This is a genomic window from Microvirga sp. CF3016, from assembly GCF_036314085.1.
Classification (GTDB): Bacteria; Pseudomonadota; Alphaproteobacteria; order Rhizobiales; family Beijerinckiaceae; genus Microvirga.
Genome location: NZ_JAYGGM010000004.1, coordinates 36,524 through 51,477, shown reverse-complemented (window position 1 = coordinate 51,477; position 14,954 = coordinate 36,524). Strand labels below are relative to the sequence as shown.

Below are 14,954 nucleotides of genomic sequence, written 5' to 3'. Positions count from 1 at the left end.
TCAGGGGTCGATCTCAAGCTTCAACCTGATCTTGTCGGCCGGCACGTCGAGGATTTCGGCAAGATGCCGACGGGCATCCTCGAGTACGCTATCGGTCAGCGCAACCAAGCCTTTCGGGATGCCTTCCAAGGCGGGTTGAGGCTCCGAGGGCGGAAGATCATCGAGAGTGCTTTCGGACATGCCGTCCGGTTGCCCCTGAAGTTCCTGCAGGAACATGACCCCATGGGTCCTTCCCTTCGACCACATGAGCTGAACCGGCATGATCTGTTCCAGGACGGGGATCTCCAGATCGAATTCCGGCGCAAGCTCGATCGCAGCCGGCAGCCAGATCCGGGCCCCTGTCGCAGAGATGTCCCGCACGGTGCATTGGAGCCTCGGCGCTTCTTGGCCGAGGACGATCCGGCCCTCGAGGATCGAGGGGAGACGTTCGCTCTGGCGACGATCTCGCATGAATGGACCTTTCGACGCGCTTGTGCCGAAAATAGCACCAATCGACCGGCGCAGAGCAAAAATCCCGTGAACAGGATTAAATCGGTCAGCGGATGGTCGTGAAGGCAAAAGGCACGCGGGAAGAAAATAGCACGAGTACCGAGGCGACTAGCGCTTCAGGCGCTTCACGTTGGCGCGGACCTTCTTGCGGTATCCTTTAACGACCTTGTGGGCCGATCCACCCGCTGCGAGCGTCGCTGCCGCCTCGGCAAAGGCGGTGACCTTTTCCGTCACCATGAGCAGATTTTCCGCCGGGGAGCCCTGGCCCATGGCGGCTCGGGACAGGCGGGTCCAGATCACCATCTGGGCCTCAAAGGCCAGCATCGTGGTGTCTGTCGCAAGTTTCATCCAAGGCAAAAGCATCAAAACTCCTGAAAGGGGGTGGACTGGCAGCTTCGGGGTGGGAATCCGATTTGCCGAGCGCCAGGAAAAGGGGAGCTATACCATCAAACGACAACCCTGTGACTTCAGAAAGGATCACGCTTGCCCGAAATAGTGGGCGGGGATTCAGCATGAATTCCGAGATCGGCCATCGTCGATTAACATAGGTGAAGATCAGGGTGGAAACGGTCCATCCAATCCAGAGTTGCCGAGGCGATGAGTCGTGCCCCGCTATTACATTGATGTGAGGAGCCATTTCGGCATCGATGAGGATCCGAGCGGTATCGAGTTGCCGGACATCGCGGCCGCCAGGATCGAAGCCCTGAAGGTGGCTGAAAAGCTCCTGAAAAGCTGGGCCGGAATGTCCCCGAGTTACGGCAGCGAGATCATGATCGAAATCGTCGGCGAGGATCTCCGCCCCGTTCTGATCATCCCATGCGCGGATCTCGGGCTCACATCTCTCGATCAGACCGAATCGTCACTGTGAACCCGGCCTGAGCTGGCGCAGGGCCTCGTCGTGGGTTTCGAAGATCCGGAAGACCCGGTCCATCGCCGTCAGGCGGAACAGCTTCTGAACCTGACTGCTGGGAGCCACGATGCTGATATCGCCATTGGCCTTCCTCGCAGCCTTCAACGCCGCCACGAGGGCTCCGAGGCCCGTGCTGTCCATGAACGACACATGAGCGAGATGCAGCGCAAGTCTGACATTGCCGTCAGCAATTGCCGACGTGATCTGCTGCTTGAAGGTGGGCGCCGCTGCGGCATCCAAGCGGCCTTGGATGTTGACCAGGGCTGTTCCCGCGTCCTGCGTGGCCAACTCGATGTTCATGCGTTTCCCCTTTAGGATTAATCCAAGCAGCGTATGGCTAACGCCGTATCTCAGAATTCGATCCTAAGAAGGAAGGGCCGGCCAGTCGCTGCCTCGCTCCTATGGGCTGCTGGCCCAACTCGCCACGGCGCTCTCCGGGTGCTGGCCCAGGGGGGTGGCCACGACCACGGGAGCAGGAGGATTGGCTCTGGTCATGCAGAGATGCATGTGGGCCCTGCGGGCATCTTTGATCTCGGACCGGTAATCGGAAAGCGACAGGTTCCGGGTCCGATAGATCAGCCTCGTTTCCTTGTAGCAGGCGTTCCACCTGGCTTTTCCGTCAGGAGCGGACGCCCAGTTTCCTTCCTGTGCAGAGACGCTGCCTGAGGCGAGGACAGTTAAGGCCAGTATAGCATGGGTCAAACGACGCATCGGCACTGCTCACATGGTGAGTATTGGCTCACTTGGAGAGTATAGCCGATCAGATAACCCATGTCCCCGGGAGCAAGGCAGAGCAAAAGAGGAACTACTTTCGCTCCATCCTTTATGGAGGATTGCGGGACAGCACTCTCAGCTGCGACTAAAGTTCAAAAAGTCACTTTGACGAATGGAGTTTTTCATGGGCTGTGACGCGAAAATCTACCACCAAAGCGCATTGTGCGATTCTGTAGGGCCACGCCAATGAAAAGTGGACCCGGTTCTTCACACGATGCGCCAGCTAAGAGAAGGAGCATCATCGATGTGTGACCGCCACGGATGAATTCGACCGCCAGATGGTCCCAATCCCATCACGGGAGCTGACAGCAAAGAAGGAACGCCGTCAGGGCCGCTGCCACGGCCGCGGCGATCAGCCCCCTGTCGATGACATGGTCCGGCAGGGCGGTGCGGTTGAGCGTTCGCTTGGTCAAGGCACGGCTCGATTGCAGGGGCGACACAGGCAGTCTTACCTGTGGCGGCAGGCCGGCATGTCAACCGTCTCGTCCGAAGGTTCTATTCGATGGAGCCGGGCAGGAGTTGTGCAAATTTCTTGCGGATAATGTCGTAGCATTCGCAGGCCGTTTCCTCGAGGCCTCGTCGATCGACGATGGTGATAGCGCCTCTGCTCTGATTGATGAGACCGGCTTCATGCAGGGAGCGTGTGACGGCGCTGACCGTCGAGCGCTGGACGCCGAGCATCTCCGAAAGGAATTCATGCGTCAGGGGCAACTCATCCGAGCCCCAGCGATCGCGCGTGCTGAGGATCCAGCGGCAGCAGCGGGCCTCGACGCCGTGCGTGGCGTTGCAGGCAACGCTCTGGAGCGTCTGCGCCAGCAGAGCCTCCGTAAAGCTCAGAACAAGCTGCTGGACCATGGGACGTGCCCTGAAGGCATCGTGCATCAGGTCGAGCTCGATGCGGGATGCTGTTCCTGATATTTGGACGATGTAGCGTCCGAACGAGTTGCGGGAGATGAAGGCGCTGACAAGGCCGAATAGGGATTCGCATCCGAAAGTGGCCATCTCGGCGGATTTCCCGTCCAGCATGACGGTAACGAGAGAGACCACGGCATTATGCGGGAAGTAGGTATGACGGATCGCTTCTCCCGCCTCATAGACGACCTGGCCTCTTTGAAGCTCGATCAGGTTCAGATGTGGCTCCAGATACCCGAAATCCTCCTCACCCAGAGCGGCCAGGAGCCGATTGGATCGGTGAGGGCTGTTCATCTGAACCTGTGCCATGGCGAAGGTCCTGTTCTGAACAGGGGCCATTCTACCACAACCGGTGCGCCAAGGCTGCTGAATACGCTCCGTAGCGGCGTGCTTGCGGGAACAGATCCGTCGGAGTTAATGCAAACGAGTCTCCGGCCGCACACTCGAAGTCTTCATTCGATCACCACATCCGCGCTGCTGATCAGCGATGGCGGAACGGTCACACCGAGTCGGCTGGCGGCCTTCAAATTGAGGAACAGTTCCACTCTCGTGACCAGTTGAACCGGCAGGTCGGCGGGCTTCTCGCCGTGGAGTATCCGTCCGGTATAGATCCCGGAACGGCGATGCGATTGGGTGAAATCCCCTCCATAGCTCATCAAGCCGCCTGCATTCGGGAAGTCGCGTGATTGCGTGATGGCAGGAACGCCATAGCGAGAAGCCAGCGCGGAGAGGCGCTGGCTTCTGAATGCGAAATAGGGATCGGACGTAAACACGAGCCCTGCGACACCGAGCTGAGAGACCGACGCGAACATTGCGTCGAACTCCTGTTCGTCGCTGGTGGTCAGAACGTGAAGGCGCACCCCCAGAGCGTCCGCTGCCGCATGAAGGTTCTTCAATTGGGAATCGGCGGTCGGGCTCGTCGGGTTGGCAGCAACGGCGAAGGCGGTCGCGGACGGGAGCAGCTCGTGCATGAATTCGAGGCGTTTGCGGGAAACTTCCACGCTCAGGCTCGATACGCCCGTGAGGTTGCCTCCTGGCCGGGACAGGCTGTCCACGACTCCGAGCGCTACAGGGTCGCCGCCCATCTCGAAGACGATCGTCGTCGTGGCGGTTGCCGCTTTCGCCGCGAGGGCCGCGGGAGCGCCACCTGCCGCGACAATGACGGCGGGCTTCCGGCTGACCAGGTCTGCCGCGAGCGCAGGCAGTCGATTGTACTGGCCGCGCGCCCACCGATACTCGATCGCCACATTGCGACCATCGACCCATCCGCTCTCGGCCAGGCCTTCATGGAAGGCCTTGAGGCGGCTGGCGAAAGGCTCCGGCGTCTCCGGACCAAGGTATCCGATCAGGGGCACCGTCAGCGGCTGAGCGCGCAATGGGAGCGTCAGTGCTGCCGCACTGCCGATCATGGTGAGAATATCACGCCGCCTCATGCAATCCGCGTCCATAGGCGCGAGAGGAGTCGAAGTCCGAAGTCCGTTCTGCTTCCAGCAGCCATCGCGCAGTCACCTCGATGTGCTCATATGAACCCGACAGGCCCGGGGCATGATAACCCTAATGCTTGCATCCCGAAATGGAGCGGAATTTCCGCCTATTCCGGCCCTGGCGCTCAGCGGCGCTATGCCGCGTTTGTGCTTTGTGACACCAGTTCAGCCTGCGTGCGGCGGCTCCTCGAAGGGCATGCCGTACACGGGCAGCTCCTCGTCGTATCCCTTGATGGGACGCATGCCCAATGTGACTATGTCGCGCTTGCCCTCCACGGCCTCGGCGATGGCGACATCCGCTAGGATTTCTCCATCCGCCGCCGAGGCGCACAAGCGGGCCGCAAGGTTCACGACGGTACCGATGGCGGTATAGTCGAACCGGCTTTCGTACCCGATCCGCCCCACCGTGGCAGGGCCCATGGCAAGGCCTATTCCAAACCCGATCCGATGATCGCGCTCGCTCCAGCGCACGATGAGCCGCTGCACGCTCTGCTGCATCTCCACCGACATGTCGAGCGCCCGGAGAGCCGGCTCCTCGATCGGAACGGGAGCGTTGAGCAGCAGCATCAGGCCATCTCCCGAGAAGCTCGTCAGCGTCGCGGCATATTTCGTGATGATCAGGCCAAGAGCCTCGTAATATTCCGAGAGCACGTTCATTACTTCGTCAGGCGTTGCTTTCGCCGAGAACGGCGTGAACCCACGCAGGTCGCAAAACACAACCACCACCTCGGTGTGGCGGCCCTCGAGCACGCCGTCATCGCCCTTGCGGTCGACAAGTTCGGCGACCTGGGGGGCCAGGAACCGTTTGAGTTTGGAGATCCGCTCCTGCCGCTCCTGGGAGACGGCGAGTTCGGCCGCCATGGTGTTAAAGCTCTCCGCAAGGCGCTGGAACTCATCGCCCGTTCCGATGTGAATACGGTGTTCGAAATGTCCGGCGCCGATGCGTTCGGTTCCTTCCTCGAGCCTCCGGATCGGTTCGGTCATCCGGCTTGCCAGGACATAGGCCAACAGGCCTGCGAAGACGGCACCGGCGAGAAGGAGGCCTCCCGTTCTCCAGAGCGCGGCGTAAATGGACCGGAAGGCTTCCGACAGGGGTTGCTCGACGACCACCGTCCAGTCAGGACCGGCGACCGGGGCGACGGCGGCTGTAACGGCCTGCCCCTCACCATCCTGGCCCGTGGCAACATCCGACCCGGTGCGTCTGATCAGATCCCGAATTGCCCGAAACGGCGCGAGCGTGGCCTCGTCCGCTCCTCGCAGCACGAGGCTGATGTCCGGATGAGCGATGAGCCGGCCCGGATCGTCCAGGACGAACGCGTAGCCTGTCTCTCCGACTTTGATGGCCGAGATCACGTCCCAGATCAGCTTCAGGTTCACTTCGGCAACGACCACGCCGACGGATGGGCGATTGCCGGACATCGCAACCGTCAGATACGGTTCGGAATCGCGATAATAGCGGACTTCGCCATACCAGAGCTGGCCGGAACGGGCTCCGGAGACGGCCTCGTTGGCAGAGCGGTTCACACGACTCTCGACACGGTTCAGACCGATGCGCGACACGTACAGCCGTTCGCGCCCGGCGCCGTCGACCAAGGTCAGGCTGACGATTGCAGGCACCTGCCGCACCAGGCGCAGGGCATCGATCCGCCGCCGCTCGTCGGGCTCTTCGGTCCAGGGAAGTTGGATCAGCCAGCCGAGCTGATTGGTGATGCCGTCGAGAAAGCCTTGGATCTTCGCGGCCGCGGATTTCGCCTCGAGAGCCAGCAATCGGTCAAGGGTCGTCCGTTGGTCGCGATAGCTGAACCAAGCCTCGCTGACGCCATTGGTCGCGAGGGGAAGGACCACGGCGAGATACAGCACGAGAAAATATTTTTGAAACAGCCCGCTGAACCGGAGACGCTGCTTGGTCATAGCAGGATGCGCCTCGGCCACTCTCGCCCGAGGTCTACCGGAAACGTGAGGGCAGGATGCATGCGATGCGTCAAGACGGAAGGCACAGCGGTCATCGAAAGCCCTCGATCCAAAGCGGCCGCATGCTGTCGATTATGAGGCCGGGCTTGGTGCCCCGCCAGTGATTTGTTCCCGTGTCCCCTTTCGATCTTTCGAGAGGAGGCGCGCCGAGTGTGGCAAGAGAGCTACAGAAAAAGAGAAAGGCAGCGATGCTGCCCGTTTGTGCTTGCTGCTTTTCAATGCACAAAGTACTTTATTGCAATGCAGCACGGTGATTGGCGTTGCCATGCTGCTCGCCCTTCTTGGGCGTTTCCTCCCTAAACTTCGGGCCGCATTCTTGCGGCCCTTTTTCTTGTCGAGGGAGGTTATTCACGCGCTCATGATCGGGCAAGCCGAATTTTGCGGCTTCTACGTACATCAAAAGTATAATTTTGGTCTGTGCTGTCCGAAAGCCGTTTGCCGCCTATCGCCGCCACCACCTCTTACTTAGAACCCGCTACCCCCTCGGATCTCCTTGGCACTTCCGGCTTGAGGCGAGCGTCCAGAGACGTCGATCCGCCCTAATTGTGCTCCAAGCTCTGTTATAACGAGCAGGGTCCGTTCCGCGGCGACCGGCCTCGCGTATGTCCTATTTTGCCGGTCGAGCCTCTTCGTTTCTCGAGTCTTATTTTTCCTCTGACAAAAGCTGAGTTTTTGACTACGGATGCCCGCCACTGGACTTTGGGGGTATTGATGGACGGAAGCGATCAACTCGGCTCTGTTGTGACGCTCGGCATTGGATTCGCTGCTGGGCTTATGCTGTTTTTGCTCATCGCGTGGCTTATTCGCGCCATCTGGCGTTGGATGATCGGAGAAGGCCGACAGATCGATCATGGCCGGAAGCAGGAACCCAAGTTCGATCCGGTCAAACCGATCAGTCCGTCCGGAGTGTCTGCCTCGGACCTGTTCGTCGTCCGGTCGAACCTGAACGCCGTAGCCCGGCAGATCGAAGACTTGGAGCGCCGGCTCCGACTTGAGCCGTCGAGGGGTTCGAGGGAAATGGCAGCCTCTCGCGACTAGGCTGCACCATGCATTGCGGGATGCCGGTGATCTCGCCGGCCCTAAACGACGAACAGGTCTTGGTGCGTCAATGCCGTGCCCTGCTTCAGTCGCGCGAATTCGACAGGAGCCTTGGTGCCAAATCCATCGGGATCGTAAGACAGGACGCCTGAGGTCTTGTCGTACAGAACGTAGTCGTCCTTGTCTTTCGCGCGCGAGCCGAGGACGAAGAATTCTTCCTGCAGTTGAACCGGCTTGGAAGACGTCGCTTGACCAAGCTTTCTGAAGATCCTGTTGTCGAGCCAGATGGTGTCGTCGGCGGACCTGAAGTCCTTGATCGTGTCGAAGTTGAACGCGCGATCTGTTGCGGGTGTCCCCAGTTTGGCGTTGAACACGAAAACGTCCTTCCCCCGGCCGCCATAGAGAACGTCGTTGCCGGAGCCGCCATTGAGGGTGTCGTCGGTGGCTTTTCCGTGCAGCGTGTTGTCGCCGGCATCGCCTCCGAATGCTGTTGCGGAAGCCTTCCGGAGGCTCGCCTTCGACACGTCCTTGTGTGACATGGACAGGGCGTAGAACGAGGTTTGCCCATAGCCGGTACCCTGAGTTTCGTTCACGCCCAGATAGGTACCGGCCTTGAAGTAGAAGGCATCCGACTGCCACACGCTGTTGATCTTGCTGATCGACTTATAGGTCTGGCCGTCTGCCTTGATGGTCACGACGAGCTGATCTGCCTTCGCGCTGATCGTGTAGGAGAACCGTTCGTTCAGGGACACGTACGGCTGCTTGCCTTCGGCATTGTGGAAATAGAACTTCGTTTCCTTGTTGGAGGAACCCGCCTGATCATTGACGAAATAGAGTTTGCCATTCTCCCAGTTGAGACGGACGAGTTCGTCATCCTGGCCGTGGATCTGTCCCACGACGATCCGGCCGGGCATGCCGTTGAACTTGATCGGAGCATGATCAATTTTCAGCGTGGCGGACATGACGCCGCCTGTGGCGAGGCTCCAGGCCGCTCGTTCCGTGCCACTCATCTCGCGCAGTTCGGATCTGGCGAACTTGGAGCCTTTCGTGGTGGCACCCTCCACGGGAGCCATGAACGTCATGGCCCCATCCTCGGCGGTATAGAAGTATTTCTGATGCTCGTACCCGGTGAGGCTCTTCACCTCACGCGATTTGCCTGTGAAGCCCCCGGTCACGTCGACTGGGAGGCCGATCTTCCAGTTCAACAGGTTGAAGTTGCGACTTGGAGCAGCCTGCGGGTTGAGAGCCATGGAGAACACACCGAATCCGAAAGCATGCAGCTTAGGGCATCAGGATTGTTCCAGCCTGTCTGTCCATTGGACATGGTTACTGAGGCAACAGAATTACCCTGATGGCTTGCTCCGGCAAGCTAGAGCAATTTTCCTTGGCGTGGAAGTAGCTCTCTTCTCGATGTGTCGTGTTCCCTGACGGCGAAACGGATCCGGTTCGCCGTCAGAAATTGCTCAGGGATTGCGGGCCCAGCTGACGAGGGCCGTTTCCGGATTCCGATCGGTCGGTACGGCGATCTGCACGGGAGCAGGCGGATTCGCTCGAGTCATGCAGATTCTCATATGAGCCTGACGGGCTGCCTTGATCGATTGTCGGTAGTCGGCGAGCGAGAGGCTGTAGGTTTTGTAGTTCAGTCTCGTTTCCCGGTAGCAAGCATCCCATCGGGCTTTTCCCTCCGTGGTCGAAGCCCATTTTCCGGGCTCCGATGACGCGTCCAGGGAGACAAGGACAGTGAAAGTGAACACCGTAAGCGACAACAAACGCATTTCGAACTCACACGGTTGAATTTAGCCACCTTGCGGGGAAAACGGCGTGTGATGATCAGCGTTCAAAGGCGGCAAGAGAGATAAAGGATAGGCGCTACCCCGTCGGAGGCATCGCTTCGCTCGCAAGGCTACGAGGCTGCCCGCGAACGGATGTGTTGCGGGGGCCGGCGGAAAACGCGTCGGTCCGGGAACGGTGTTCTCTGGAGCATTCCCGCCCGGGGCATGCCAACGGCGAGTGGACGAGAATAGCCGCGCCTGATCCATTTTATGGATTCAGACGCGGCCCCGACCCGTATTTGCCCCTACGGGAGATCCTTAACTAAAAGTTAACCTTGGCGGGAATGCGGCTTCGCTTCGGACGTTGTGGGACCATTCTGTGGTGCCGCCGCTGCTCGGATCGTGGTCCAAGGGACATTCAGTCCGCCCGAAAAAAGCCTGAGTTCCGAGCCTCTAGGGCAAGTGCCCCGCCATGCAATTGGCCTATTGCCGGAACCGCCTAAATGACCCTTCGTTTACCCCTGGTGAGGTATGTCTATGATTCTGCGGTGCTGACATCCAGCCCGATTGCAGTGCGCAACTTCGAAGATGAGGGAGACGTGACAGATCTGGAGGCAATCAAAAGGGGCATCGTTGCGACGATCCGTGATGAGGAGCTGGCTTCGTCGACCTGCTACGAAATCGAAGCCTATGCCAGGCTCTGGCCTTATGTTTGTCTCGTCCATGACTGGGACGTCTGGAACGACAGCAGGAGGGCGCTTCGGCTTCAAGTCATCCGCTGGCTCGAAGGGGAGGGTGCCCCTTACGACTTTCATCAGTTCCGCAGCGGCTGGGGCGTGGTTGGATTCAAGGACGAAGACGCGGCCAAGCATTTCGAGCTAAGGTGGTCCAGGCAGACAGGGGCGACGCGGGTTCGCGATCGAGATTGGAATCCGCACCCACTCAGGAGCACCTTTGAACCCGTCCAAGCCAGTTGAGCCTTGGCACATGCCGTCATGGCAGATCGATACGTGGCCATTCTGTGACAATGCAAATGCCCACGCTTCTCTTCATGTGATGTTTGCTCCTTGTTCTCAAGTTCGACTGCCGTAAGGCATCTTGACGTTGAACAAGAAGCAGGAGCGCCCTTACGATCCAGTGGCGCTCCTGCTGTGATGTCTTAGCGCATCAGAAGGCCATATCGTGACGTCGGGAAGTCACGGGCCAGAGGATATCCGCCGTATTTTTAGAGCAGGAACCAGTTCGCGTTCGCACGCAGTTGCTCGATGTGAATAACGGCTTCCGCATCTGTGTCCGCGTCCGTGTTCAGGCTAACGAATGTGTCGCCCGCGCTAACGGTGTATCTGAGCTGACCTGCCGCCGTGAACGCGTCCGTGCCAATGAATGTGAAGGCCTGATTTCCCGATTGGCCTTCATTGGCATCGATCCTCCTTAGATCGAGGCGATCGCCACTGGCAAACGAGAAATCACCGATATAGTCTGCGTCGGCCTCGGTGGTTCCGGTATCCGTGGTATCTTGAAGGACGAACCGATCCGCTCCCAAGCCTCCCCAAAGAGCATCGGCACCAGCTCCCCCACTCAGGTAATCATCGCCCCGATCACCGAACAGGACATCGACTCCGGCATTGCCGTAAAGCTCGTCGTTCCCGAGGTCCCCATCCACGAGATCGTCCCCATCGCCGCCGCTGACGGTGTCGTTGTCATCGCCGCCAGCGACGAAATCATCGCCATTTTCTCCGCGCACACGGTCTCGCCCGCTTTCGCCGACGAGGAAGTCGTTGCCGTCACCGCCGAAGAGTTGGTCGTTGCCTGGATTGCCAGCTGCGTAATCGTCTCCCAAACCGCCAAAGATCGTGTCGTTACCGAGTTCACCAATCAGCTGGTCACTGCCGTCGTCGCCGAAGATTCGATCTCGACCGTCGCCACCCGCGATGAAGTCAATTCCATTTCCGCCACTGAGAAGATCGTTTCCGTCCTGCCCATCGATGCGGTCGAAATCATCGCCGCCGAAGATATTGTCCCGCCCTAAAAGGCCGAGCAGGATGTCATTGCCCGCCAATCCGTTGATCGTGTCGGAGTTGCTGGTTCCGCCGATCCTGTCGTTTCCTGCCGTTCCGTTGTAAATGGCCATTGGTTATGGTCCTGCTATGAGGGTTTATGTGAATACGCATGGCAAACAAGAAAACGACGAGTAAAGTCGAGCTTGTGCGAGGCTAAGGTTCTATTTGTGAAGTGCAGGCCACTCCAAGCGTAGGCTTGTTCTTTATCGTTTCCATCGCCTATGAATTTCTCGCGTAATCCTTTGTTCCTAATCAAAAGGTATTATCGCGGTGCAATATGATGAAAAGAGATGGGAACTGTCTCCGTTACTCCCGCTGATGTGATCGCGGGAGGAGTGCGGCGATCACATCGAACTTCTGTCTCGACCTGAATCAAGACTCCAATCACTCCCGTGGCGAAGCGATGAAACGCTCGATGCGATGGCCCAACCCATCTCTCGAAAGATCAGTGTCTTTTTGCCATGTTGCACCGTTTCGATTGAAGTTGAGATGAAGACACATCTGTTGGCTTGATCGATCAGCCTCTCGTGCCCCAATGTCCCTGTCGCGGTCTCCCGCTCTCGTTTGCTATTGCTGCCACGAGCTCGAACCGGCTCAAACGGACGCGAAAGAGCCGCTAAGCCTTCACGACGCGAATGCAAGCAAGGCTGGATGGGATCAGATCCGCAGAACAGGGATCAAAAGAAGAGCGCCCGTCGTCTCAAGGGGCGCTCCAAGTGCCGGCCCGTAGGGGCAAGTCAAGGCCGGTTGTCCTTGTTTAGCGATCGCACACCCATTCGTCTGTCGGGTAAGTGACAGTTTGCGAAAAAATCGATCGATAGGGAAACTCTGCTTCCTCCAGGCGTAGTCATACCGACACGAGGCTGGAGCTACAGGCGTGCCTTCGATTTCGCCACCACGATGACGGGCTCGGGAGAGAACGCATGCGTTACGATGCCGAACGCTATTCCGACCACCGCGCCAAGGACGATTACAAGCCTGAATTCACGCCAATTGGTTCCGGCTCGTTCTATGTGCCTCGTTGCCATTCACGCATCCCGCATACTCGCTTCGAACAAGTAGCATACCGCAACGGTATTGCCTATCGCTCCGAAGAGGTAGTGCTGTGCTTACTTCTTCAGTGGTGAGATCATGAATTCAGCCGCCTTGGGGCTGGCAGGATTCGCCAACCCTGACGGGAAGAGCTTCGCGATATGAGAACACGAGTCTGGTGACCGATTCCAGGAAGATGACAGACAATCATGCCATGCAACTGCCGCGATCGGTGGCAGCCATCGAACCTGTGATGCTGCAGATCCCGGGTCGATCTTCAATATCATCGCGCTATTGTGGAGGAAACTGCAACGCGGCCTTGCCGGTACACTGCTTGAAATTAGAATTTCTCAATTATTTCAAGTGGCTGGGGGACCTGGATTCGAACCAAGACTAACGGAGTCAGAGTCCGCTGTTCTACCATTAAACTATCCCCCAACGAAGCCATTGAAATCCTGCGCCTTTTCTTAAGCATCTTTCAGCTTGTCAGGCAGGATTTGAAGCCGGCGTCGCGGTTGGCGCTGAGATAGGGGGCTTTTGGCGCCTCGTCAAGCCTTGAAATCGGGCCGGATCGGAGCCTTGGCTATGCGTCCAAAGCGCCGCCGCCCGGGGGTGTGTCCACCCCAAGGCCGGATCGAAGGCGGGCTTCGTCCTCGGCCGCCTCTGCATCGGCGGCGATCCGCTCGTAGCGGTCGAGGGCGCCCTGAAGGATGTAGGCGGCCGCCATCTTGTCGACGGCATCGGCCCGCTTGGCCCGGGAGGCATCCGCGTCGAGGAGGGTCCGGGTCACCACCATGGTGGACATGCGCTCGTCCCAGAACAGCACCGGCAGGGGCAGGAGCGGCTTCATGTTGCGCACGAAGGCGCGGGTCGCCTGAGAGCGCGGCCCCTCCGTTCCGTCCATGTTGAGCGGCAGGCCGAAGACCAAGCCGCCGACCTCGTAGCGCGCGGCGAGGTCCTTGATGCGGCCCACATCGGGGGTGAACTTCACCCGCTTGATCGTCTCGAGTGGCGTTGCGATCCGCCGCTCCACGTCCGACAGGGCAAGCCCGATGGTCTTGGTCCCGAGATCGAGGCCCATGAGGCGCGCCCGCGGCGCCAGGCCGTCGACGAAGGCGACCAGTTCGTCGTCATTTGAAATCATGGCCCGTCTCCTCGTCGCGCCTGCCGGATCCCAGCCAGTATAGGGGAAGTCGCCCGGCGTCGAGTTGACGTGTGAAATGGTTCCAATGCCCATCACGTCGTCACCGGCCTCGTGCCGGTGATCTCGATCGACTGATCGGCGGCGCTTCACAGGATCGGGATGGTCGGGACTGATCCATGGATCAAGTCCTGGGACGGTCACGACAAGAGTGAGTACTTTATGCCACGCTGCTCGTCAGATCGGGCGACGAGGGCGCCGGGCTAGTTCCGGCGCGAGACGGCAGGGCCTCGCCAGCCCGCGTGAACAGGTGGCAGAACTCGCGGGCGAGATCGAGGCCGACGGTCGACCCGGCCTCATGCCGGGCATCGCCCGGCTCGCGAACGGTCAGGCGGCGGCCCTGACCCACATTCACATAGAGAAGATGGTTCTCGCCCAGTTCCTCCACCAGCTCGACCCGGCCGGTCAGTGACCCTTGAGCGCTCACGCGTACATGGTCGGGCCTCACCCCGAGGGTTACCGCCTCGCCCGGCCGGACGCTGTCCGGCATGGCAGGAACGGACAGGGTGCCGCCGCTGGGCAGGCTGACCAGCACCTCGTTCGGCCCGACGCCCGCCACTTGGCATTCGATGAAGTTCATCTGCGGCGAGCCGATGAAGCCGGCGACGAACAGGTTGGCCGGGCGGTGATAGAGCTCGAGCGGCGTGCCGACCTGCTCGATCCGTCCTGCGTTGAGCACCACGATCCGGTCGGCAAGCGTCATCGCCTCCATCTGGTCGTGGGTCACGTAGATCATAGTGGCGCGGGTATCGGTGTGGAGCTTGGCGATCTCGATACGGGTCTGCACGCGAAGCGCCGCATCGAGGTTCGAGAGCGGCTCGTCGAAGAGGAATACCTTCGGGTCGCGCACGATGGCGCGGCCGATGGCGACGCGCTGGCGCTGCCCGCCGGAGAGCTGCCGCGGCTTGCGGTCGAGGAGCGTGTCGATCTGCAGCATGCGTGCGGCCTCGCGCACCTTGCGGTCGATCTCCGCTTTCGAGGACTTCGCCAGCTCCAGGCCGAAGGCCATGTTGTCGTAGACATTCATGTGCGGATACAGCGCATAGGATTGGAACACCATGGCGATCCCGCGCTTGGCGGGCACGAGCTCGTTCACGCGCTCGCCGCCGATGAAGAGTTCGCCCGCGGTGATGTCCTCCAGCCCCGCGATCAGGCGCAGCAGGGTCGATTTCCCGCAGCCGGACGGGCCGACGAAGACCACGAATTCCCCGTCGCGGATGTCGAGGTCGACCCCGTGGATGACCTTCACCCGACCGAAGGATTTCTGCACGTTCTTGAGGACGACATCAGCCATGGCACAGCATTCCTTGA

14 protein-coding genes and 1 tRNA gene are annotated in these 14,954 nt (G+C 59.7%); 4 read left to right on the top strand and 11 right to left on the bottom strand.

Annotation, left to right across the window (positions count from 1 at the left end; translation table 11 throughout):
- Window positions 1-450, bottom strand: a complete 450-nt coding sequence (locus VB672_RS06685; protein ID WP_329783399.1) for a PilZ domain-containing protein — start codon at window positions 448-450, stop codon at window positions 1-3.
- Window positions 451-597: 147 nt separating this feature from the next.
- Complete coding sequence (locus VB672_RS06680; RefSeq protein ID WP_329783398.1) at window positions 598-852, bottom strand: hypothetical protein; 255 nt, start codon at window positions 850-852, stop codon at window positions 598-600.
- A 241-nt stretch (window positions 853-1,093) separates the two neighbouring features.
- On the opposite strand from VB672_RS06680, the gene VB672_RS06675 reads away from it, so the two are divergent.
- On the top strand, window positions 1,094-1,357 hold the full coding sequence (locus VB672_RS06675) for a DUF6894 family protein (protein WP_329783397.1): 264 nt from the start codon (window positions 1,094-1,096) through the stop codon (window positions 1,355-1,357).
- Here the strand turns inward: VB672_RS06675 and VB672_RS06670 are convergent.
- The 4 genes from VB672_RS06670 to VB672_RS06655 form a co-directional block, all read right to left on the bottom strand.
- A complete protein-coding gene (locus VB672_RS06670) occupies window positions 1,349-1,699 on the bottom strand; it encodes an STAS domain-containing protein (protein ID WP_329783396.1) in 351 nt (116 codons plus the stop codon). The two genes, VB672_RS06675 and VB672_RS06670, sit on opposite strands and share 9 nt — an antisense overlap.
- A gap of 969 nt (window positions 1,700-2,668) precedes the next feature.
- Window positions 2,669-3,394, bottom strand: a complete 726-nt coding sequence (locus VB672_RS06665; protein ID WP_329783395.1) for a Crp/Fnr family transcriptional regulator — start codon at window positions 3,392-3,394, stop codon at window positions 2,669-2,671.
- Window positions 3,395-3,537: 143 nt separating this feature from the next.
- Entirely contained in the window at window positions 3,538-4,518 is a 981-nt protein-coding gene (locus VB672_RS06660) for an ABC transporter substrate-binding protein (RefSeq protein ID WP_329783394.1), read from the bottom strand.
- 216 nt (window positions 4,519-4,734) lie between these two features.
- A complete protein-coding gene (locus tag VB672_RS06655) occupies window positions 4,735-6,480 on the bottom strand; it encodes a cache domain-containing protein (protein WP_329783393.1) in 1,746 nt (581 codons plus the stop codon).
- A 771-nt stretch (window positions 6,481-7,251) separates the two neighbouring features.
- Here VB672_RS06655 and VB672_RS06650 point away from each other — a divergent pair.
- Window positions 7,252-7,578 carry a hypothetical protein gene (locus VB672_RS06650; RefSeq protein WP_329783392.1) on the top strand — a complete coding sequence of 109 codons (327 nt, stop codon included), beginning with the start codon at window positions 7,252-7,254 and terminating at the stop codon, window positions 7,576-7,578.
- Between the two features lie 41 nt (window positions 7,579-7,619).
- Here the strand turns inward: VB672_RS06650 and VB672_RS06645 are convergent, their stop codons facing one another.
- A complete protein-coding gene (locus VB672_RS06645; RefSeq protein ID WP_329783391.1) occupies window positions 7,620-8,828 on the bottom strand; it encodes a polysaccharide lyase family 7 protein in 1,209 nt (402 codons plus the stop codon).
- Between the two features lie 1,025 nt (window positions 8,829-9,853).
- On the opposite strand from VB672_RS06645, the gene VB672_RS06640 reads away from it, so the two are divergent.
- Window positions 9,854-10,327, top strand: coding sequence for a hypothetical protein (locus VB672_RS06640; RefSeq protein WP_329783390.1), 474 nt, complete (start codon window positions 9,854-9,856; stop codon window positions 10,325-10,327).
- Between the two features lie 248 nt (window positions 10,328-10,575).
- Here the strand turns inward: VB672_RS06640 and VB672_RS06635 are convergent, their stop codons facing one another.
- Window positions 10,576-11,481, bottom strand: a complete 906-nt coding sequence (locus tag VB672_RS06635) for a calcium-binding protein (protein ID WP_329783389.1) — start codon at window positions 11,479-11,481, stop codon at window positions 10,576-10,578.
- 852 nt (window positions 11,482-12,333) lie between these two features.
- Between VB672_RS06635 and VB672_RS06630 the strand changes: the two genes are divergently transcribed.
- Window positions 12,334-12,537, top strand: coding sequence for a hypothetical protein (locus VB672_RS06630; RefSeq protein ID WP_329783388.1), 204 nt, complete (start codon window positions 12,334-12,336; stop codon window positions 12,535-12,537).
- Window positions 12,538-12,806: 269 nt separating this feature from the next.
- Here the strand turns inward: VB672_RS06630 and VB672_RS06625 are convergent.
- From VB672_RS06625 to VB672_RS06615, 3 genes are all read right to left on the bottom strand, one after another.
- A tRNA-Gln gene (locus VB672_RS06625) sits at window positions 12,807-12,880 on the bottom strand.
- 145 nt (window positions 12,881-13,025) lie between these two features.
- The gene (ruvX, locus tag VB672_RS06620; RefSeq protein WP_329783387.1) at window positions 13,026-13,586 is read right to left on the bottom strand and encodes a Holliday junction resolvase RuvX; all 561 of its coding nucleotides are present in this window, start codon (window positions 13,584-13,586) and stop codon (window positions 13,026-13,028) included.
- A 217-nt stretch (window positions 13,587-13,803) separates the two neighbouring features.
- Window positions 13,804-14,937, bottom strand: a complete 1,134-nt coding sequence (locus VB672_RS06615; RefSeq protein ID WP_329783386.1) for an ABC transporter ATP-binding protein — start codon at window positions 14,935-14,937, stop codon at window positions 13,804-13,806.
- Window positions 14,938-14,954 lie beyond the last annotated feature (17 nt).

Bases quoted from the DNA above. Each gene is read 5' to 3' on its own strand.
- VB672_RS06685 (WP_329783399.1), bottom strand. From the start codon at position 450: ATGCGAGATCGTCGCCAGAGCGAACGTCTCCCCTCGATCCTCGAGGGC.
- VB672_RS06680 (WP_329783398.1), bottom strand. From the start codon at position 852: ATGCTTTTGCCTTGGATGAAACTTGCGACAGACACCACGATGCTGGCC.
- VB672_RS06670 (WP_329783396.1), bottom strand. From the start codon at position 1,699: ATGAACATCGAGTTGGCCACGCAGGACGCGGGAACAGCCCTGGTCAAC.
- VB672_RS06665 (WP_329783395.1), bottom strand. From the start codon at position 3,394: ATGGCACAGGTTCAGATGAACAGCCCTCACCGATCCAATCGGCTCCTG.
- VB672_RS06660 (WP_329783394.1), bottom strand. From the start codon at position 4,518: ATGAGGCGGCGTGATATTCTCACCATGATCGGCAGTGCGGCAGCACTG.
- VB672_RS06655 (WP_329783393.1), bottom strand. From the start codon at position 6,480: ATGACCAAGCAGCGTCTCCGGTTCAGCGGGCTGTTTCAAAAATATTTT.
- VB672_RS06650 (WP_329783392.1), top strand. From the start codon at position 7,252: ATGGACGGAAGCGATCAACTCGGCTCTGTTGTGACGCTCGGCATTGGA.
- VB672_RS06645 (WP_329783391.1), bottom strand. From the start codon at position 8,828: ATGGCTCTCAACCCGCAGGCTGCTCCAAGTCGCAACTTCAACCTGTTG.
- VB672_RS06640 (WP_329783390.1), top strand. From the start codon at position 9,854: ATGACCCTTCGTTTACCCCTGGTGAGGTATGTCTATGATTCTGCGGTG.
- VB672_RS06635 (WP_329783389.1), bottom strand. From the start codon at position 11,481: ATGGCCATTTACAACGGAACGGCAGGAAACGACAGGATCGGCGGAACC.
- VB672_RS06630 (WP_329783388.1), top strand. From the start codon at position 12,334: ATGCGTTACGATGCCGAACGCTATTCCGACCACCGCGCCAAGGACGAT.
- ruvX (WP_329783387.1), bottom strand. From the start codon at position 13,586: ATGATTTCAAATGACGACGAACTGGTCGCCTTCGTCGACGGCCTGGCG.
- VB672_RS06615 (WP_329783386.1), bottom strand. From the start codon at position 14,937: ATGGCTGATGTCGTCCTCAAGAACGTGCAGAAATCCTTCGGTCGGGTG.